The sequence below is a fragment of the Cyclobacterium sp. 10D3-21 genome, assembly GCF_055809755.1.
Genome location: NZ_CM147924.1, coordinates 614,176 through 634,368 on the forward strand (window position 1 = coordinate 614,176; position 20,193 = coordinate 634,368).

The window sequence follows — 20,193 nt, forward strand, 5'->3', positions numbered from 1 at the left end:
TCCCTGCAAGAGCTGGTTACGGCGATCTTGTAACAGTCTTAATCCTTGTTGTAGTGGATGTGTCTCTCGGACAGAGCCTACTTTTAAAGAAGTATTGGCTTATAGGAACGTCTTAATCCTTGTTGTAGTGGATGTGTCTCTCGGACATTGTATCAAAAGGCTCTTAAAGAGATGCACAACTGTCTTAATCCTTGTTGTAGTGGATGTGTCTCTCGGACCCCTGCAAGAGCTGGTTACGGCGATCTTGTAACACTTGGTCTTAATCCTTGTTGTAGTGGATGTGTCTCTCGGACCGCACGTGCGTTAGCCGAACGTGGACACACATGTGTGTCTTAATCCTTGTTGTAGTGGATGTGTCTCTCGGACTAAGGAACGAGAGGGTTAGTCCTCCTAAATTACCCTTGTCTTAATCCTTGTTGTAGTGGATGTGTCTCTCGGACAAGGGCCAGAATTTAAGTAATAGGGTTAACTAAAGAGTCTTAATCCTTGTTGTAGTGGATGTGTCTCTCGGACCACGTAACCTTCGTACATAGGACCGAAGTGTTCTCGTCTTAATCCTTGTTGTAGTGGATGTGTCTCTCAGACAATGGGCCGTTCCCGTAGATGACACAGTAGTCCATATTGTCTTAATCCTTGTTGTAGTGGATGTGTCTCTCAGACTGTTTATTTAGGGTTATCAGACCAAGTATATACTGTGTCTTAATCCTTGTTGTAGTGGATGTGTCTCTCAGACCAAATTCTTTAAGAATAAGGAAACTGGATCTACTGAGTCTTAATCCTTGTTGTAGTGGATGTGTCTCTCAGACCAGAACAAAATATAACGCACCCAATAATCCTAAAGGGTCTTAATCCTTGTTGTAGTGGATGTGTCTCTCAGACTATGAGAGTCAGTAACGATTTATTATTAGATGCGGAAGTCTTAATCCTTGTTGTAGTGGATGTGTCTCTCAGACGAAAGACATAAAAACAACTGGACATCTTTAAACGGTCTTAATCCTTGTTGTAGTGGATGTGTCTCTCAGACGATATAAGAAAATGGGAATCATTAAAAGAGCTTTTGTCTTAATCCTTGTTGTAGTGGATGTGTCTCTCAGACAAATATATACTTAAACTTGAAAATATAACTCTTAAAGTCTTAATCCTTGTTGTAGTGGATGTGTCTCTCAGACATTGCATTTCTTGATAGTGAGGGAAATATCAATGCCAGTCTTAATCCTTGTTGTAGTGGATGTGTCTCTCAGACTCTATGTGATGCTTGCGATAGGGGAAGCAGGGTCAATGTCTTAATCCTTGTTGTAGTGGATGTGTCTCTCAGACTGGAGGAAGGATGTTTACCTGCAAAAATAGAACTTGTCTTAATCCTTGTTGTAGTGGATGTGTCTCTCAGACTTTAAGATTAAGGAAACAATAAGAGAGTTATTCGAGCAGTCTTAATCCTTGTTGTAGTGGATGTGTCTCTCAGACAGGACGGATCATTTAGGACGGTGGAACCATTCCAGGTCTTAATCCTTGTTGTAGTGGATGTGTCTCTCAGACAATATTTTCAGCTTTGAGAGGTCATACTTCCGAGAGTCTTAATCCTTGTTGTAGTGGATGTGTCTCTCAGACTTTTTATCTTTGAAGAGTCAGAGAAGGAATTAATTGTCTTAATCCTTGTTGTAGTGGATGTGTCTCTCAGACCAGGAATACCAAACTGCACAGGGACCGCGTAAAAGTAGTCTTAATCCTTGTTGTAGTGGATGTGTCTCTCAGACTGCCCTTGGCAGTGCTCAGGCACTTGACTTTGTAGAGGGTCTTAATCCTTGTTGTAGTGGATGTGTCTCTCAGACCATTGCCCGTTCTGATTTGCAAGACTCAGAGAATGGAGTCTTAATCCTTGTTGTAGTGGATGTGTCTCTCAGACACCTCTAATAGGTATGAGTAATCTAAGGACTGCTGTCTTAATCCTTGTTGTAGTGGATGTGTCTCTCAGACCGTGCAATGGAGAGTTGTATTTCCGTAAAAATGTAGGGTCTTAATCCTTGTTGTAGTGGATGTGTCTCTCAGACATCTATGTCATGTTGGCAATAGGTGAAGCAGGGGCCGTCTTAATCCTTGTTGTAGTGGATGTGTCTCTCAGACGATCGTATGGACATTTTACAGAAACACATGGTTCAGTGTCTTAATCCTTGTTGTAGTGGATGTGTCTCTCAGACCTCTTCCCCCTTTCAACTAAACCAGAACATAATATGGTCTTAATCCTTGTTGTAGTGGATGTGTCTCTCAGACTCTAATGCGCTTCGTCTGGCTGAATTAAAGGGCTCAGGTCTTAATCCTTGTTGTAGTGGATGTGTCTCTCAGACCGTATGAAAAGTTTATTAAGTTGCCTGATGGCCATGCTGTCTTAATCCTTGTTGTAGTGGATGTGTCTCTCAGACACTGACGTGACGGTTACGCCTAAAGCAGGTAATACGCGGTCTTAATCCTTGTTGTAGTGGATGTGTCTCTCAGACATTGGTTTTATAGGAACATTAAATAAATAAAATAACTAGTCTTAATCCTTGTTGTAGTGGATGTGTCTCTCAGACTTTGATTTGAATATCCTTATTAAACTTTTTTAATTCAGGTCTTAATCCTTGTTGTAGTGGATGTGTCTCTCAGACACAGGTTTACACTTCGCACGTGCGTTAGCCGAACAGTCTTAATCCTTGTTGTAGTGGATGTGTCTCTCAGACACCGACAAAGATTCTCCTTGAAGTCGTCGCTCAAAGCGGTCTTAATCCTTGTTGTAGTGGATGTGTCTCTCAGACCTGTCAAGGCCGTGTCGAATCTCTATGATAACACAGGTCTTAATCCTTGTTGTAGTGGATGTGTCTCTCAGACAACAGGTAGAATTAGCAGTAAGTCTCCTAATCTTCAGTCTTAATCCTTGTTGTAGTGGATGTGTCTCTCAGACGGCTGATTCCATAAGTGATTGACTAAGTTTTGGTTATGTCCTTGTGTTGTTGGATTTCCCCCTGTTTTAGCCTTCATAAACGCTCTTTTCTGATTCCTTTGTTCTAAATCTAGAGGCTTTTTATTGATTATGCAAATTTGATTTAGTGTTTAATTAGAGTTATTGAATAGCCTTGCCATCCCCACTTTTCTTTTTTCTTATCAAAGGATTGAACAGCCGTCACACTGACCAGCATTCCATCTTCTAAAGAATGTTCTTTTAATAAGTGGGGAGGAATAAAAATGTCCTTTAAAAAGCCGAATTGTTTACTGGGGTGAAAAGTGAATTTTCCTGATTTGGTTACTACCCATACACTGAAACTATCTTCTTCAATTTTCTTGGCTTGGTGTATTAAAATCCAGCCATTAGGGCCCTGCTGTCCTACTATTTCATAAGCTTGTCCCATTTGCAGCTGAAGCCTGTTTGTCAATAATTTGATTGTCTCTTTTTTGTGGTTCAGCCCAAATGCTTTTTTATTATCTGACAGGCTCCCATTGATTAAAAGTTGATGACTTACGGGTTTTTCCATAAATTGGCTATTAGCGATTTCCGAATATTGCTGATATATGGCTTTTGTAGAAATAATATTTCCCTCAAGGAACCATTTTTCCGCTATTTTTTCTTTGATAGTATTGGTTAATGGCCATCCATTTTTTTCTCTAAGCTTAATGATAATCTCTAGTTCTGTTTTGGCCCAATCAGGATTGATGGAGATGATTTTATTCACCAAGTCCTCCCTTACTTTTGCTAAAAATTCAGGTTTTGTCTTTACACTTACCGCCCTCACTTGATAGGCCAGTGCCACTTCGGGATCAATTTCCAATTGACTTAGTAACTCCCATACCCAAAAATCTCTCGTTCTTTTTTTTGCAAAGGGCAGAAAACAAGCCTTTGCTTTTTCTTTTTCCCCGATGAGAGACAATACCTTGGCTCTGTAATAGGCATAGAAAGTGTAATTTTTGCATTTCTGATGGTACTGATCCATAAACCTTAAAAGTGTATGGCAAAGGTTTGATAAAACATGATCAGGAAGCTCATTGCCAGCAGCTTTTTGAAGAATGGTTTTGGTATACCTACCTATCAGTTTTTCTACGGTGGATAGGTATTGCTTGTTATTTTTGGTAACCGTTAAAAAATCCTCTTCACGAAAATTACCCCAGCCCCACCAGTTCATTAAACCTATAAATCCAGACCAATTTTCCCAGTGGGCCAATAGACCAGTCAGTAGCCAAGTGTATTGCTTTGAAGGTTTGGGAAAAGGAAAATCTTCGATGGATTGGAAAATCTGTTCTATTGTTTCACTTTCAGGATGCTTGGATTTTGCTTGATTTAAGAGAATAGTACCTGTCCAAAAGGCTACTTGGTCATATAAAATTTCTGCATCATTTATCGAACCCAGCTTTCGAATTTCTTTTAAGACTTTTACTGCAGGAAGAGGTGATGTGCCTGAAGATTGGGTTTTTAAATAGTCATGGAGCACCCAAGCCATAGAAATTTTAGCAGATTGGTTATTTGGGCTTTTATTGAGATCATTTTTCGCCATCTCGTAAGATCTGGCTAGGTTTCCGGCTTTGCGAAGTTCACTGACAGTATTATCCATTATACACTATTTGTAAGTTATAAAAATACAGTATTGGGTGGATCTACTATTCTTGAGATGTCCACATTTTTACCAATGAGTTTCATGCTTCGGGCATCGCTGATATTTAATGGAACCAATATGATACTGTCATCATTGTCATATGCATCATTAATATCAACAAGTGTTTCCCGTATTTCATCATATTTTTTATGATCCGAATGAATGAGAAAAATGGATTTCTGTACACGAACACAACCTTGTTTTTCCAAGTATTTGGCTACCAACCTTCGGACTTTATTGTTTTCTATATCGTACATGATCAGATAATTCATATGCGTACTTTTTTTGGGACTTTGTTGAAGTATACCTAGGATCAAGCGGATTCGATCCGGTAAAGGTGCCAATTCATCATCATCTTTTTTTCTGGTGGTTTGTGGATTGACAGAAGTGAACCCAGCGGCTTTAAGCTTTTCTATTTTCTCTTTTAAATCAAATACTTTTTTTGGAGGTTTTGCCATATCAATTTAAAAAGGTATTTAAATACTCAACCATTTGATGGCAAAAAGCTTTGTTGCTTCCTGTTTTGGTAGTTCCGACTATACTAACACCTTTTTTTCCTGAAAAAATATTTATTTCTGACCAAATATTTTCTGCCCCAAAACGTATTTGCCTGCCATAGGATATAGGTTTAACAGATTCCATATTCACCCCAACCTCTTTCACTGCCTTTTCAATTACAGTCATGATTTCTTCCAACTCTTTGGGTTGAATGTATTCTTTTTTGGGATTTCTTTTTACACGCATACCCATTTTTTCTTTTATTCGGTCCATGACCGAATCGGGTAATGCTTGTCTTTGAATACCTTTTTCAGATTGCTTTTCGATAGAAACTTGTCTTTGTGTTTTTTCGGTTTCTTTGATGGCAATCTCGACCTGTTCCATTTCCCAAAAATTTTCTTGGCTTACAAATTCAGTAGGAATTATAGGGCTTGAATCAGGGTTGAAGTAAGCTGTAGGGTCACAACTAACAAAACAGCACCTGCTTACGTCATGAGTCTTATGGTCTAGGGCCGCTCCCAAACAATATTGTTTCCCAATGGATAGGCAAAAGGCTTTATAAAAAGTGACATAATACCCAGGGTCTGTTATTTGTTCAGATAATCTAAACATCAGTTTGAGTCCATCTCCACTTGGAGAAACGAACATTAACTCCAGTCTTGAATCACGGGTGAATTTTTTCTTTAATGTTTCTAAATCTAAATCATGTTCAGAGAGATGATCTATATCAATCAAAAAGCGTTCGGAAAAAAGAAAATTTTCTTTTTTCCTTACTTTAGGATGAAATTGAGCACAAACAATATAGGGAAGTTGGGTTTTTAATTTCCTGTATTTTGCAGGATCCATTGCTCGAATTGCCTGAAGTCTTTGTAGCAATATTGCTACCTCCCCCTTCTCATTTTGCAAGGCTTTGTGGATCTTTTTTACCTCTACATCGTATAATTGGTCTCCTGCTTGAGTTACGTGCTTACCTAATCGGATCATTTGCTGTATGATTTAAAAATACTTTTGCCAGTTTATGCATGTCTTCTTCCATATGTGATGCTCTACTAAGATTTCGCCCTTTAATAGAAATAATTTCTCCCAAATAATCATTTACTGATTGGATCAAGATTCTTTTTGCCAAAGGACCCAATAAGATCGCCCTGCTATGGGGATCCAAGGTGAAGGCTTCTACTGGAATAGCAATTTCCTGGCACAATCGTATGACCACATAGTCCATCCACCCTCTGTAGGGTTCAATCATATCAAATACCAAAGCTGGTCTGTTGTAGTCATCACGGTGAAATATGCCTACGTAGGGATCTATTCCTGCTTTGATCAAAGCACCTTCCACTTTACCATAAAGAATCCCATAGGAATAATTTAGTAAGGAGTTGAAAGGATCTTTGGCAGGCATTCTGTTTCTTCCTTCAAAGGAATAGGCTTGAGGCATTAAAAATGAAATTGCCTGAAAATACCTTTTTCCCGCAGCACCTTCCCACCCCCTAAGACTTGGCGCTACCTCAGAGACAATATCTCCGTCTTGTTGACCAATTTTATTTTTATAATCCTCTACACTGTTAATAACAGAGCGGAAATGATTATATATCTTTTGGTCAATTTCTTTTTCTGGTAGAAAAGCAAGTAGTAAAGCAATTTGATGGTCGAGTTTTAACTGGATTAGGTCTTTTACCCAAGAAACTGCCGCTTTGGAGTATAGAAAATTTATTTGGGCTTTACGAATATTCGAAATACTCCCATACTTTATGCTCCATACCCGACCCTCAGGATTTCCCATTTCATTTACAAACAGTACTTCTACCTGATGATGAATGGCTAATATAATGGCATCTGAAGTGATTCTTGTTGCCTTTGAAATGCTAATGCTTTTGACCACATCAGGAGGGAATGTTTGCTTACCTTCCTGAGTTTGTACCACAAACAATCCATTTTCTTTCGTCAAGGTAGCTCCATAGGTATTGATGACTAAATGCATGATGCTTTTTTTTATTCGAAAAATATTTACAGATTATTTTTAATCAATTTATCTACTTCCCGCAATCCACCAGTCACTTACCATTCGAAGTTTTTCCTTTGAGCGGGTTATTCCGGTATACCACCATCGTAAAAGTTCAGGGGGCTCCATTCGGTACATGCCTTTGTTAAGAAAGAAGAATACCTCTTCCCATTCGCCTCCTTGGCTTTTATGACAAGTTACGGCATAACCAAAGTTGGCCCGGAGACTGTTGAGGTAAGGATCTTTGTAAAGGGCATCAAAATAGATGTCTGACTTCTTTTTTACTTTGTTTTTGTGCATTCGCTGACTGAAATCGATCATTAGAAGGCGCTGTTGATCAGGGATTAAGTTTGGGCTACCTCGGTAGAGCGGATCCAAACAGAGTAGGGTCTCATATGTTTTTCCTGTCAATCGTGCTTTGATGGTAACATGCTGAAAGTGTATGCCTTTTTTTACTACTTGATCTCCCACCTCCAATACTTCTGCAAAGTCTCCATTTGTTAGTGGTACAAGGTAGTTGTTTTGGGTAACCATCAGCAGATCGCCCGGTTGTACAGGAGCATGGGCATTTCCATACAAATGTTGCCTGACTTTTTGGTTGATATCGAGGCAATTGAAATTGGAAAGGGTGATGGCAATACTTTGTTCGTTTCCTTTGGCTTGTAAATGTTGAATGTATTTATTCAGCATTTCGTCATAGGAATATAAACAGATGTCTGTACGGGAAAGCGCAGGCAGTTTTACATAGCGACTGTGAAAAGTTTGTCTGGTCATTCGGCGTACGCGGGTAGCCAGTTTCAAGACTTCAGAATCCTGTTTTTGTCTTAGGATTTGAGTGATTTCAGTACTTTGTACCTTTCTGCCCTGTAGCCGAAACCAGCTTTCTGTAAGTGCTGGACTTTCCCGGCTCCCGACAGGAGGTAGCTGGCAAGGATCTCCGGCAAAAATTACTTTATTCTTTCCAACTAATCCCAGAAAATCTGTCAAAAGGTGGCCGCTTCCGAAGCTTGCAAAGGAGCTTTCTTCTGCCTTGACATCACCAAGCATGGAAGCCTCATCAACGATATACACCTTGTCATCCTCTTCATCAGCTTCGCGTATTTCAAAAAGTAGGCGCATTTGCCCATATTGATCGGCCTGGGGGTTTTCATTTGTTTCTTCTACCTCGCCATCAATATCCTTAAAATGGTACAATTCCGAATGGATGGTTTTGGCCGTAAAGCCTGTTTTGGCACGTAAAACAGCGGCAGCCCTGCCGGTTGGAGCCAAAAGAGAAAAAGGTTTTTTGGTTTTCTCTAATTCCGCAGCCAGATACTGTAAGAGGGTCGTTTTTCCTGTCCCAGCATAGCCTTTCAGTATAAAAATGGCATGACCTCGGAGTGAAAGGAAATCACGAATTTGCTCTAAGGTGTCCGCTTGCTGAGGATTCAGGGTGATGTCTTTATTCATAGCTTATACTGTCTAAAACGGACAAATTCAAATTTAGAGACCTTACTGCCATTCGGTAACACCTCGCTAATTCGATGAGTGGTGGAGGCCAGGCAGGGGAGGCCTGTTTTTGTAAGTTTGCTAACCAAAGCCAGACAAAAGGTTAGTTCTCCCATAATGTGTATGGCAGCCGGTTTGTACACAATTACTTTTTTGAAATACAAATTAACGAGATGTTCCAAAGCTTCCTCGTCAAGATCCGGGTCTACTTGGGGAAAGGGAAGATTTTCAACCGTGCCATATTTGACCACAGCCATTTCCATTTGCTTTTGTGACCAAGTGGAAGAAGGGTGATTGGAGAGATTAAGGAGCATTATATTAGGATAATAAAGTTTCTACTTGTTTTATCAATTCGCCAATTCTTGTTTTAAGTGCGGCTGATTTCATGGGGTCATTTCTAATTCCCGCGTGATTAATATCGTTACGGGGTTCAGTGATGTAAGCATAAATTGTCCCAAGACTTTTGAAAAAATCTCCCTGTAAAATCATTGAAATTTCGACGAGTCCACCTTCGTCGTTGTCTTTTAGCATGTTTCGGGAAGCTTTGTATATAAAATTCAATAGGCTACTGAAAAAAAGACGGTCTTGTATATCTCCTCTTTCTGGAGAGGTGGGGAATGAGTGTTTTTCAAATAAAGTTTTTAATGCATTATTTGAATTTATTTCGCATTCAAAAAATTGCATGGAATAAGTCAACAATCCTTCTTGTAACTGGGTATAGGCCTGCTGGACTAATTGATGTTCTAAACACCATTTCGCACTTTCAAGCCAAATTAACTCCCTAGAAATGATAATTGGGGTTACCTTATTTTGAATCAATTTCAGAATCTGCTTGATAGGTTTAATGTCAATGTCTGATTCAGGTAATTTTTCTAACTTCTCCTTAAAATCTGTATAATCCTGGTCCAGTAAAATATTTAAACGATTGGTCTGGAGGTTGGAAAGGAGTAAGGCTAATTGATCTATCACATACCTTACATCCTTGGTTACTAAATCAGTGCCTTTACTTTTAGACATGAGTCTATTTATTATGGGTTGACTGACCTTACTTAATTCTTTGGTTTCTCCAAATTTCACAAAGTTGTTCACCGCAGAAGTCCAGGTTTGGAATTCCAAAAGAATATTTAAATCGAGGATTGGTGCATTTCGGTCTTCGATCTCCATGTTTATAACTTCCTGAATCGAACCTAGTTTTTCAAATGCGCCATAATGAATTCCTAATACGGTAATATTTTTTGTAACCTTCAAGAAATTCAGCAATACCACTCCTAGCATTGGTAGAAAACGGAAAGCATGAGTAATATCAAAAATAACCTGATCTCCTTCCTGAATTTCATCCGCTACAGTTTCAAATATGGACCAGACCTCCTCTTTTGAAAAGCCTTCTTTTATTGGTTTATGGTTGATTTGAAAATGAAAATCTTCCTTTTTAAGTTTTTTAAGGAAGGTATTTAATCCAGCATTAGGAAAGTTGAACTCCTTGGTTTCAGGGTTAAATTGACCATTATCCCAATAATTCATTTTTTCCGCCTTTTTCGTTAAAAATAGTAAAACCTTGTCTTGGGAGGAAAAATCTTTACACTCTAGTCTAACCAATGCTTCTTGGATATATTTGACGTTTTCAACCTTTCTACCGTTTTGCCCTTCAATGTAATAGTTGCAAGGGATATAGTTGTTGGTACCTAAGAATGAGAGAAGGATTTTTCTGGACATATTAAATTAGTTTTTTTTCAGGCCTAAGTGGTGGAGGAGGTTGTTAAAATGCTTCACTTCAACCTCTATTTCGTCTATAGTAATCCTTTCTGTAGCATTTCCAGTTGTGTTGAAAATCATAAAATTTGATTTGGACACCGCATAGTCCTTAAGTTTCTGAAGAATAGATTGAGATATATGATCTTTAGTCATATCTTCTGGGTAGAATAAAAAAACAGGCTGAAATGAAGAAAAGGCCCCTCCTGCTTGAGACAATACGTGCTTTCTAGAATTTTCATCTTTTTTGTCAAAGGCATCGAGTTTACCATCTAAAACATGGAGTGTTCCAAGGCTTGTAAGCAATAAAATGTCAAATTCAGCTTCATTTTCTCTTGATTTTATTTTTACATTAGCATATGCTTTTGTGATTATATGATTACCCTTTTCCAGGATTTTTTGAATCTGGCTGATTAAGATATTCTCGAAATAAAAACCCGAAGACATGCCTAGAATTTTCCCTAAGTTTTCTGTGGTTTTTTTGAGTGTTCTAGGTAATTCAATTTTTTCTAGATTTTCGATTAGGGCTGGGTCTGAAAAAGTGAATTCCTTTGGTAAAAATCTTTCATTAACTAGCAATTTCTTTTTTATAAAACTTAAGACCAGATTGAGAATGTTGAATTTCAAAACATTTTTTTGTAATTGAACAATATTATTTTCAGCCTTTATCTGAGGATTGTTTTTTAGTAGTATTTGGAAAAGTTCCTCAGAAAGGTCGTCTACATTTCCATTTAGCTTCTTTTTAACTTCCTCTAAAGTGAAAGTTTGAGGCATATTTTGCGCTTTTTTTTCGAAAATAGAAGCAACAAAATATCTAAATTCCTGAAATTGAAACCAGTCAAATGTCTCCTGTTTGTTTTTAATCTTACCGTTTTCGTAAAGCAGGTTTCCTTCACCTCCTTCCTTGACTTCGAAGCCGTAGACGGTTAAATAATTTGACAGTTCGTCCTCGTAGTCTAAAGGGATCTGGTAATGCTTGATTTTATCGTCTTCCCAGGACCAGAGTTCGATTACCCGACTTTGAATATTTGAATAGCAAACCTGATCGTTATAATTTTTACGTAGTTTAAAAGTTTCCCATAAACCTAGAATATGATTTTTCTGTCCCCCACCAATATTCCAGAGTATAGGATGATTGCTGTCTACCTTTGTGGGCAAATAGGTGCAGATTTGAAAGGGATCTGATTCAATTTCAGTATTTAGGAAGATGGATGGTTTTACCTTGATTTTTTTGTTCGATAAAGCCTTCTCAGCCAATGCAACCCATCCCTTTTTTTTTGCTCCTTCGGTTTCTATAAATTGAAAGTTGGGTATACCTAATTGAATAGCTGGCACCGTATTGACTGTGTTTTGAGCTGTTGCTACCCCAATCATTGTTTTCGGAAAAGAAGTATTGAGTGGGTTTAGATTGGCCATGAGGTAAATTTTTTAATTATCTTAAGTTGTCCTAAAAATTTCATTGGAAAATTTAAATCATTTTTATGAAATTGATAGATAAATAACAGGATAGTACCACCTGATCTGAAATAATGGAGAGAAGAGTGGATACGCTATAAGAATGGCATTAATCTTTCCTTTAAGAACTTCATTTCTTGCTGACCAAGCCAATTTGTAATGTTTCCTTCCCAATGACTTTCTTTCCTGAGTTTCTTAATTGAGTCTTTATGTTTGGATTCGATTATTGTGATTATTTTTTCAAAAATTAACTTTTTATTATTCTCAGTAAATTCTCCAAAAATACTGATTTCTTCATTGAGATATTTTGAGAGATCTTGATAATTGTCGAAATCTAATTGTAGAGTAGTTTGTGGTTTTAATCTGACCGCAAATGGCTTGATGATTTTTGAAATATCATCTAATTCAAAAGTCTCTGTAAAGCTGTCTAAGTGATCTAAATCCTTTGGCTGTTTGTTTTCTTTTTCCTTTTTGTAGTTAGCATATTCCTGGATGGAGGGATATTGTAGAAAATCTTCATCGACTCCACCTTTTGCCATTGCAAAAAGTTCATGAATTTGAGGACTTGAGATCCAGTTAGGATTGATAGAAATCATCATATTTTCAAAATCAAGCATGTACTCTTCAGCAGATTTTTCTAGAAATTTCAAACCATTTACATTGAATTTTACTTTTCCATAGCCAAGAGGCTTTCCAGCACCTAGGCTGTGATAAAATTGATCGGAATAGCCATGAAAGGTAATAGCTGAGAGCAAGGCCCCTATTTCCACTTGTTTTAAATTATGAAACCTGACTTTTAATTTGAATTTTACTCCCTTGTCAAGTGGGTTTAAATGGGAGACTACTTTATAATTATCCCCTATAACTGATTTTTCTTCTTTATCCTTAACTGGATATCTTTTAAACCCCCTTAGTCTGGCATCTGAATCATCGTAGGTGTAATATTTTCCGTTTTTTTTAAATTGCGTCAAATAAAATGGGAAGTAGGAAGCTTTGGGTCCTCCAAGAATAACATCAACAACTCCCATTTCTCTCACACTTGAGTTATCTGCTAATGCATGTCCAAACATGACTCTCCCTTTTAAGCTCACTTCTTTTTTTGTAAACCCAAAAATTGTATTGGCTAGATCTTGATCGGATTTGTAAGAAATCAATGGTTCCATTTGACTGATTCTATGCTTAAAAGGAAGCCTATACATATAAGACAATCCAAAATGTTGTAACCCACCTGAGCTATCCTCAGAAAAAAATACAGGAATCGTCTGTCCTTTCTTTAGCTTCTCGCTCCAGTATTTCCAATCTGGAGAAATATTATTTGGGTCATCATGACCGTATATAAACTTAAAATCCTTTTGTTGCTCTTTATTTACAGGGATAATCTTAGGTGCTTCTGCATCAAAAAATACAAATTCTCTTATTTTACCTGAAGCTTTTTCTCCCTCTGGTTCTGAGCGTTTACCTGGTTGCCCAGTAAATACAAGAATTCCTTTTTTTCCAGGCGATTCTAATTTTGCGAGATTAATCTCCACATTTCCGAAAAGCTTATGAGTACTAATGGAAAATGAATGAGTTAATCCTACTTGTCCCACTTTGGGATGCTCATACTTATATTTCGCATCTTTTTCAATAGGTTGCCTATTAAGAAATTCTTTTCTAAATGGAATTCCAATACTTTCTAATAATTCTCTTTGATCAATATGGGCTATTTGTTCACATTTTTCAATTTGCCACGAACCATCACTGTTTTCTAATAACCAGCCTCCTTGTATTTTAGAGTTTTTGTACCTCGACATGTATTGATTGGACGAACTGGATAAATCTCGGAATGCGTACCTATTATCATTAATCAGGTCTTTATTTAACTTAGAAAAACTCATAATCTCCAGCACATTCCTTACCATTCCCTTGATCGAAGTAGCTGGAATAAAATACTTCTTCTGACCTTTTGAATCTATGTAATAAGAAAATTCCGATGTCGGTTTCGTTCCTTCTTCAGGCTTTGTGTGTCCATTTCTAATAAAAATTGGAGTCTCTGCGGTAATTTCGATCTCGATCTCACCACTTTCCCCATCTTCAAAAGGGACATCATGGCTTACTTTCTCAGCCCAATCGGGCTTAAAAACCTGCTCCTCGGTAGGAGCGGGAACGAAATTATAGGGTGATTTTACTATAGTCATTTTTTCTTAATATTTAAATCCACAGAAAATTAAAGCAGACGGCTCAAGTGTAGGCATGCTTTCTTGCTCATCAACTGGTAAGGGAACTTCTTCCCAAACTTGTTTGAATAAAACTTTTCCGACATTTTCAAGCTTATGGGGTAGAAAGGATTTCTCTTCTATTTCTAGCCCCTTGAGCTTACCTAGTTCATAAGCGCTTACTATATACTGACCAGTATGCAGGATATGTATAGAAAGTTGCTCTTTTGGTGAATAGAGTAAAGCTTCTATACAAAAAGGATTTTTACCTTCACCAAACTTCTCTTTTGGAAAAGGTTGATCAAAAAGCATTTCAGGTTTGTCCTTATCAGACATCCAATAATATCCCGTGTATTTGTGATCAGGAATAGCTTGGATGGTGTTGATTTTATGGTTGAAATAGTTCTTCATTGCTGATTATCAATAGCTATAAATTTCTTTTTGATTTATTATTAAGGTGCCAGTAAAAATACCATGCCCCTTAGTGGTCATGCCTCCCAAGGGAAGTAAGCCCCTACAGATATCCATGAATGTTTCCTCTAAAACTGCCATATGCTCATCAGAAACGGTTTTTTCTACGAATACATCTATCTTCATACTTTCATCATTGATGTAGCTGACTTTCTCCGAAAACAAAGCGCCTTCCATGGCTCCACCGGTAAATCTATCGATTGCGACATGATTGAATATCTTATCATTCTTGACTGACTCTGAGGAGAGAAAAACATCATTAATAAAAACTTTTCCAGCAGAAGGATCGCTGATGTCTTTTCCCGCTTTTCCAAAAAGGGCTACAACAGCTTCATTGGCATTTCCAGTTTTAGTAGGGTTTCCTTCAGCCAACTTCTTTTTATTACAATGGAACGCTACCCGATGGGCTATGGCACCTTTCAGAGAAGACCCGGGAATTAGGGTTTGTTTGCTAAAACTGATTCCGCTTTCATTATACAAGACAATTTCTTCTTCTAAAGGTGTTTTATCTACTTCATCATCACCAAAGCCTGATCCGAAAATGAAAAAAGGATCGGGAGTCAAGATCAATCGAAAATGATTTTTAGAGGCGTTGGAAGTATCCGAAGGTTGATTTACATCATTGATTTTACTCCAGTCTGTGGCATTGAAGGAGGGTGAAAACTCCAAAAATTCAGGTAGTTCTGTACATAAGTCAAATTTTTTATCTAGAATCTTTAATACTCTTAGGCTTCCATAGCCGTTGCGGATTCCTGCTCCAATCCTAAAATCCGGACTTTGGACGATTTCAAGAAGCTTCTTCCATTCTGTTTGAAAGTCATTTGTCAAATCCGTAAGCTCAAGCTCAAAAACAAACCGTGTTCCTTTAAAAATCACTTCATTGTCAAATAATCCATTTTTTTCCGCTACCCCTTTTTCCGTGATTCGGACGTGCTGCCGAACCGGCAAATGATCGAACTGCTCTTTCAAGGCCTCCCATTTATCATCTAGAATTAATCCTTCTGACACAGTTTGTTTATCTAGCATCATTAGTGCAGGACTGATTTTGACCAAAGAGCCTGTTCCCATATCTCCTCCTTTGGAGTCTCCAAAAATTTCGATAAACTTTTTACCTGTTTGAAGTTTGGAAAAACTATGTCTCAGGACCCCGGTCAAAGAAGTGCCCGGAATCATTGGAAAGCCATTGGCATCTTTTTGTACAAGGGCATCTTTCAATAGCGAGGAATTACCAGATCCAACAAAAAGAGGAGTCTCAGCTTCCAATAAGAATCTCGCGATATATTTGATTATTGTTTTGGACATGGCTACTGTTTATTATAAGTTTTTGCCATTTCAGCGGCAAACTTGGAAATGAAAATTCTGAGATCAGCTTTTAATTCCTCTTTACCAAAAGCGTCTAGGTTTTCAACTTTTGAGACGATTGTTTTGAAATCATTTAATCTTCTACTCCCATCTTTTCCCCAACATTTCTCGAAAGACACACCGTGGGTGAGGTAGGCATTTTTGCCATCGTAAAGTTTTTCTTTGATTTCCTTTAGACTTTTCTCTCGGGAAGATATAGATCGAATGTTTCCCCATTGGCTTGCAGAAACATCCTTAAGTTTAGGGTATTCCTTTGGAACCAAGTGGTGTACATATTTATGGATTTCTTGAGAGGTTATAAGTTCTATTTTGGAATCGAGGTGTTTTTTCTCCAGTAATTTTGATAATGGAGTAGTTATGGTCCCTTTTTCAATTCCTGAAGAGTGTACCTTATCTAAATTAATTTTTAATTTTGATTCACCCGAGATGTCAATTCCTTTTAAGAATTCTGGGTTGTAGATCACCTTACCTAACCCTTCAGAATTATAGTGTCCGATGTATTTAGAGGATTCATCTAATGAAGCTCCTTTGACATAAAAAACAGAGCCTTTTAGGATGCAATGACGCTGCATGGAGGTGGTTTTTCTTTGGCCGTTCCAGGGGGCATAGCTATAAGTTCTGATCTGGGATTTTGCCCATTCTATTTTACCAGCATTCAGTCCCAAATCCTCAACTGTTGGTTGGAAAGTTGGCTGTCCTGATTCGTCAAAAAAACAAAGGTTACTCTCTGCATAAACCAGTACAAATTCATTATCGGTATCGAAAGAATTGATTTGGGTTATAGGTTCTATTGGTTTTATTTCTACCTGACCAAACTCCGCTGTTTTGGATTTTCCGAGACTTTGATTCCCTTTTATTGCATTTTTCACCTTTTCGAGCAAGCCAGAATTATCAGACTGTATAGAGAAAATAAAATTTGATCCAGCCGGAAGTGCTTCAAAACCAAACATCTTTCCAGTTTTGGAAGTCCTTGATTCTCGATCATATGCAGATTTTAAACTAAATTTTTTCTGAATCTCCTTGACTAAGTTTCCTTTGGATGAAATGTAGCCTGTACGAGATTGCTGTAATTGGAGTGGAATGTCTTTTTCATCTTTTGGTAGGTTTATCTTAGAAATTAAATGATGAAGATAAATTCGATCAGACTCCAAATTGGAATGTAATTTATCTTGAAAAAAAGAGAATGGGACAGCGTAAGTAATTTCATTTAGACTGGTGGCAATCCTCCCATCTCCAAAAATCACTTCCCCAGAATGAAATACCTGAAAAGCTTCCTCTTGAGTTAGTTTGCCAGACTCTGAAGGTCTGCCATAAAGGTGTCTCGCAGCAATCCCGAGGAAATTACTACCGGGGATATAATCCAAGGTGGTCATATTCCCCTCTGTTGCGAGTTTGCTGTTTAATACGACATCTGATAAAAGGGTACAGTTAAAATATATCGTTTTCATTTGATTGATTCAGTTTTGATGGAACATCTACCTAGACCTCTATTTCTGTTGGTTCCAATAGTCCTTATATACTTTGCCAGTTGAGCAATTAGTTGCTCTTCTGCATTTTTTGCACCGAGTATATAGCCCTCAAGAGAAATAGGAATACAAACCTCCATAACCCTAAGTGATGATTTCTTGGCCACACCAGTAGTAGCTTCGATAGCTGTTGATGCTATATTTCGGTACAAGTAATCTACCTGATCGAAACCGATCGCTGATTTTTCAGATTTTGGTAAGTACGCGTTTGAAAAGAATAGAGAACTCGGAGAGGTTGCTTTAGTCTGCTCATCCATGAAGCCAAAAAGACTATCGTAGCTTTCTTTCGTAAATTTATCTATGCCCAATGACTGGAAATCTCGAAATGCATCAGCAAATAATCCTTTCATTGTTTTGCCAGGTATATAGGGGAATCCCTCACTGTCTTTGATTACTACAGCATCCGCTTCAGCGCCTGAAGTTAGACCCGAACCAGCATGCCAATCAGTTAGAAAGTATACTTTATAATCAATTGTGCCTTGTGCCATATCTGAAACCATGTAAAGTGATTAAATCTAATAATTGCGACTTTGCCGCTATTTGTTCTAAATCTTCCTTTGTCAAAAGGGTTAATGTATCTAAGTCATTTTGCAGTTGAAGCTTACTAAAAAAATCTTTGTTGATAGTTTTCATTCGTTGAAGATTGAACAAAGCCACAGAGAAGTCTTTAAAGGAATCCGAAATCACTCTTCTGATTTTTCCAATAGCCTTTGAGCCCTCTTGAGAATCATCGGCTTCCTTTCTTAAATCACTCAATCTTTTTTGAAGATTTTTTATGTCACTTAGGAGATAAGGGCCATAATAGTAATCAAGCGTTTTACCTTGTTGTGTGGCTAAAAGTGTTCGCTCTTTCAGAACTGAAATCTTATCCGTAAATGACTCTTGTACTTTATAGAAAGCAATGGCAGATTCAGGGATTCCGTTCGGTCTCAGGTGATGTTCTTTGACTAGTTTTTTGGCATCTTTACATAGGGTCTCTGATAGATTCAAGGCGTAGTGTAATGGATAGGACTCCTTGATATAGGCAATTCCGGCACATGCAGTAATTCCCTCTTTGAATTCATCAATATCATATTTTTCCAAGACCTTAAATTCTTCTTTGGTTTTAACTTCGAATTCATTTAGGAATATCTCTGTGAATTCCAAGGCTAAGTCTGCCCTAATAATGATCGAGATATCATCACCACCGCAGATAATTGGACGTACCGTGTGGTTATTATCTGAATTAAATGCCTCAGCTTTACTATATATAGTCCAAAATGCAGACTGAGCGGCTGCCTGAGTAGCCTTGTCTAAAGCCTGTGAAAATTGACGGAATGCAGCTTTACTTTCTTCTGAATTTTTATCTTTTAGCTTTTCTCCCATCACTCGGATAATATTCCCTAATCCATTTCCATCTGCATGCACTACAGCAATCCAGGAGTTATTGTGACCTTTACAGATCTCTTCAATTTCTAGTGTGATTTCTTTTGGGTTTTCGGTAAGTCCAGAAACTTTACGGAATAGCGTCGTGTGCTTAGATTCTTCTTGTGGTTTTTTATCAAGAAATTCAGCTTTTTTTAAAGTGCTTTCACAAAATGCTTCTAGGTTTCCTTTTCTGTTTTTCTTGAAATTTACCGCCACGCCCCCTGTTCTTCTTGCCCTCTCAAGTCCCATATAGCCCACTTCCAATGGCATGTTTGGTTTATTCCTTTCCGCCTTTAGTTTTTCTTCTAGTTGACTAATAGATACTGAGAGAGGGACACTATCGTCAAGCTTGATGACCGATTGACTTACAGTCACCCCAGAAGCTTTATTCATTACCTCCATTGGAAAAGCCTTGACGAGTTTTTTGCAGGTTTCTTCATCTGCTACATATTTTATATTCCCAGCAGCACTGACTATAATGTTTTCATCTAATTCATCTGAATCAATAAATTCATAAAACATTTTTGTACATATTTCCTCCACCAATTCACTCCCCCCAACGATTTCTTTGAGCTTATTCGTCTGAAAAATAAAACTCTGGATGCCCTGTATACTGGCCCCATATAAATACTTGCTCATATAGATAAATTTTTATTTTTTATTTTTTGAAGGGTGCCGAATCCTGTACTGGCACCTTTGCCGAGCCCGATATCTTCTGGTAGGGAAACATTGGAACGAAAAGTAAGGTCCATGGCCTTTAGCTTGATGCCCTTGTGCCGTACCCAACTACTCTCAGGTAAGCCAGTAATGTTTGCTTGTATCGGCTGATCTACGGTCCACCCAACCCCTTTCGCAAAGGAAAGAATATTGCCAATCAGAATTTTTTCCAGAAAGACCAACTTTTCCTGCAAAAGCTCAAGTTGCTCGAAACGTTGGTAATTTTTATCATTGAGGGCAAGCCAGTTTTTAATTTGATAGTGGGTGCTTGTTTCGCTTACTTCTACCTGAAACTTATTTAACTTTACATGTTCCACTTGTAGTGATCTTTGCTGGTTTCCCAGACGAATCATGCCTTCATTTTTTGTAAAAAAATGGTGGATCTCATCGACTCCATCACCAATACATACTATGCCGGCATTTCTTCCTTGCGTTTTGTATTGTACCAAAGGATAGGCATAATGGTATTGCTTATCTCCTAAGTGATTATGGAAAATCACATGTTCCCTTCCTACCACATTTATTATAGCTCCTCGAAAAGCAGGGATTTCATGAGTTTTAAGAATGGTATCAAAAATAATTTTAATGACCTTAATATTAGGCATGTTTACTTTGGATTTATTGAAACATTTTCCTACTATAAAATATTATTATTTTAATAAACGTAGCGAAATGTCTGATTTGCAAGAATCTATAGTTTATAAGATTCT

15 protein-coding genes and 1 CRISPR repeat array (1 of these 16 only partly in view) are annotated in these 20,193 nt (G+C 37.8%); all 15 genes read right to left on the minus strand.

The genetic code is table 11. The features are described 5' to 3' along the window. A CRISPR array of direct repeats spans positions 1 to 2,935; the repeat unit is 37 nt; unit sequence GTCTTAATCCTTGTTGTAGTGGATGTGTCTCTCAGAC; it begins 329 nt to the left of the window's first position. Positions 2,936 to 3,077: 142 nt separating this feature from the next. The 15 genes from AC0L7T_RS02720 to AC0L7T_RS02790 all read right to left on the minus strand — a co-directional run bounded on the left by AC0L7T_RS02720 (position 3,078) and on the right by AC0L7T_RS02790 (position 20,088). Beyond that, the gene (locus AC0L7T_RS02720; RefSeq protein ID WP_473340940.1) at positions 3,078 to 4,574 is read right to left on the minus strand and encodes a DUF7017 domain-containing protein; all 1,497 of its coding nucleotides are present in this window, start codon (positions 4,572 to 4,574) and stop codon (positions 3,078 to 3,080) included. 17 nt (positions 4,575 to 4,591) lie between these two features. Continuing rightward, the gene (gene cas2, locus AC0L7T_RS02725) at positions 4,592 to 5,074 is read right to left on the minus strand and encodes a CRISPR-associated endonuclease Cas2 (protein WP_473340941.1); all 483 of its coding nucleotides are present in this window, start codon (positions 5,072 to 5,074) and stop codon (positions 4,592 to 4,594) included. A 1-nt stretch (position 5,075) separates the two neighbouring features. Next, the gene (locus AC0L7T_RS02730) at positions 5,076 to 6,098 is read right to left on the minus strand and encodes a CRISPR-associated primase-polymerase type B (protein WP_473340942.1); all 1,023 of its coding nucleotides are present in this window, start codon (positions 6,096 to 6,098) and stop codon (positions 5,076 to 5,078) included. Beyond that, positions 6,082 to 7,092, minus strand: a complete 1,011-nt coding sequence (cas1, locus tag AC0L7T_RS02735; RefSeq protein ID WP_473340943.1) for a CRISPR-associated endonuclease Cas1 — start codon at positions 7,090 to 7,092, stop codon at positions 6,082 to 6,084. Before cas1 ends, AC0L7T_RS02730 begins: the two co-directional genes overlap by 17 nt. 48 nt (positions 7,093 to 7,140) lie before the next feature. Continuing rightward, a complete protein-coding gene (locus AC0L7T_RS02740) occupies positions 7,141 to 8,562 on the minus strand; it encodes an ATP-dependent DNA helicase (RefSeq protein WP_473340944.1) in 1,422 nt (473 codons plus the stop codon). Then, complete coding sequence (locus tag AC0L7T_RS02745) at positions 8,559 to 8,915, minus strand: hypothetical protein (protein WP_473340945.1); 357 nt, start codon at positions 8,913 to 8,915, stop codon at positions 8,559 to 8,561. Before AC0L7T_RS02745 ends, AC0L7T_RS02740 begins: the two co-directional genes overlap by 4 nt. Positions 8,916 to 8,919: 4 nt before the next feature. Next, positions 8,920 to 10,314, minus strand: coding sequence for a TIGR02221 family CRISPR-associated protein (csx2, locus tag AC0L7T_RS02750; protein WP_473340946.1), 1,395 nt, complete (start codon positions 10,312 to 10,314; stop codon positions 8,920 to 8,922). A 6-nt stretch (positions 10,315 to 10,320) separates the two neighbouring features. Then, a complete protein-coding gene (locus AC0L7T_RS02755) occupies positions 10,321 to 11,766 on the minus strand; it encodes a hypothetical protein (RefSeq protein ID WP_473340947.1) in 1,446 nt (481 codons plus the stop codon). 134 nt (positions 11,767 to 11,900) lie between these two features. Further along, positions 11,901 to 13,982, minus strand: coding sequence for a TIGR03986 family type III CRISPR-associated RAMP protein (locus AC0L7T_RS02760; RefSeq protein WP_146948756.1), 2,082 nt, complete (start codon positions 13,980 to 13,982; stop codon positions 11,901 to 11,903). 6 nt (positions 13,983 to 13,988) lie between these two features. Beyond that, a complete protein-coding gene (locus AC0L7T_RS02765; protein ID WP_473340948.1) occupies positions 13,989 to 14,411 on the minus strand; it encodes a TIGR04423 family type III CRISPR-associated protein in 423 nt (140 codons plus the stop codon). Positions 14,412 to 14,420: 9 nt separating this feature from the next. Continuing rightward, positions 14,421 to 15,773, minus strand: a complete 1,353-nt coding sequence (locus AC0L7T_RS02770; RefSeq protein ID WP_473340949.1) for an RAMP superfamily CRISPR-associated protein — start codon at positions 15,771 to 15,773, stop codon at positions 14,421 to 14,423. A gap of 2 nt (positions 15,774 to 15,775) precedes the next feature. Continuing rightward, on the minus strand, positions 15,776 to 17,281 hold the full coding sequence (locus AC0L7T_RS02775) for a hypothetical protein (protein ID WP_473340950.1): 1,506 nt from the start codon (positions 17,279 to 17,281) through the stop codon (positions 15,776 to 15,778). Then, positions 17,278 to 17,847 carry an RAMP superfamily CRISPR-associated protein gene (locus AC0L7T_RS02780; RefSeq protein WP_473340951.1) on the minus strand — a complete coding sequence of 190 codons (570 nt, stop codon included), beginning with the start codon at positions 17,845 to 17,847 and terminating at the stop codon, positions 17,278 to 17,280. The genes AC0L7T_RS02775 and AC0L7T_RS02780 overlap by 4 nt, the downstream gene beginning before the upstream one ends. Next, positions 17,828 to 19,405, minus strand: coding sequence for a Cas10/Cmr2 second palm domain-containing protein (locus AC0L7T_RS02785; RefSeq protein WP_473340952.1), 1,578 nt, complete (start codon positions 19,403 to 19,405; stop codon positions 17,828 to 17,830). Before AC0L7T_RS02785 ends, AC0L7T_RS02780 begins: the two co-directional genes overlap by 20 nt. After that, positions 19,402 to 20,088 (minus strand): CRISPR-associated endonuclease Cas6, encoded by a 687-nt coding sequence (locus AC0L7T_RS02790; RefSeq protein WP_473340953.1) that lies wholly within the window; start codon positions 20,086 to 20,088, stop codon positions 19,402 to 19,404. The genes AC0L7T_RS02785 and AC0L7T_RS02790 overlap by 4 nt, the downstream gene beginning before the upstream one ends. Between the last annotated feature and the right edge of the window lie 105 nt (positions 20,089 to 20,193).

Excerpts from the sequence above, each read along its gene's own strand:
- AC0L7T_RS02720 (WP_473340940.1), bottom strand. The coding sequence starts at position 4,574 with ATGGATAATACTGTCAGTGAACTTCGCAAAGCCGGAAACCTAGCCAGA.
- cas2 (WP_473340941.1), bottom strand. The coding sequence starts at position 5,074 with ATGGCAAAACCTCCAAAAAAAGTATTTGATTTAAAAGAGAAAATAGAA.
- AC0L7T_RS02730 (WP_473340942.1), bottom strand. The coding sequence starts at position 6,098 with ATGATCCGATTAGGTAAGCACGTAACTCAAGCAGGAGACCAATTATAC.
- cas1 (WP_473340943.1), bottom strand. The coding sequence starts at position 7,092 with ATGCATTTAGTCATCAATACCTATGGAGCTACCTTGACGAAAGAAAAT.
- AC0L7T_RS02740 (WP_473340944.1), bottom strand. The coding sequence starts at position 8,562 with ATGAATAAAGACATCACCCTGAATCCTCAGCAAGCGGACACCTTAGAG.
- AC0L7T_RS02745 (WP_473340945.1), bottom strand. The coding sequence starts at position 8,915 with ATGCTCCTTAATCTCTCCAATCACCCTTCTTCCACTTGGTCACAAAAG.
- csx2 (WP_473340946.1), bottom strand. The coding sequence starts at position 10,314 with ATGTCCAGAAAAATCCTTCTCTCATTCTTAGGTACCAACAACTATATC.
- AC0L7T_RS02755 (WP_473340947.1), bottom strand. The coding sequence starts at position 11,766 with ATGGCCAATCTAAACCCACTCAATACTTCTTTTCCGAAAACAATGATT.
- AC0L7T_RS02760 (WP_146948756.1), bottom strand. The coding sequence starts at position 13,982 with ATGACTATAGTAAAATCACCCTATAATTTCGTTCCCGCTCCTACCGAG.
- AC0L7T_RS02765 (WP_473340948.1), bottom strand. The coding sequence starts at position 14,411 with ATGAAGAACTATTTCAACCATAAAATCAACACCATCCAAGCTATTCCT.
- AC0L7T_RS02770 (WP_473340949.1), bottom strand. The coding sequence starts at position 15,773 with ATGTCCAAAACAATAATCAAATATATCGCGAGATTCTTATTGGAAGCT.
- AC0L7T_RS02775 (WP_473340950.1), bottom strand. The coding sequence starts at position 17,281 with ATGAAAACGATATATTTTAACTGTACCCTTTTATCAGATGTCGTATTA.
- AC0L7T_RS02780 (WP_473340951.1), bottom strand. The coding sequence starts at position 17,847 with ATGGCACAAGGCACAATTGATTATAAAGTATACTTTCTAACTGATTGG.
- AC0L7T_RS02785 (WP_473340952.1), bottom strand. The coding sequence starts at position 19,405 with ATGAGCAAGTATTTATATGGGGCCAGTATACAGGGCATCCAGAGTTTT.
- AC0L7T_RS02790 (WP_473340953.1), bottom strand. The coding sequence starts at position 20,088 with ATGCCTAATATTAAGGTCATTAAAATTATTTTTGATACCATTCTTAAA.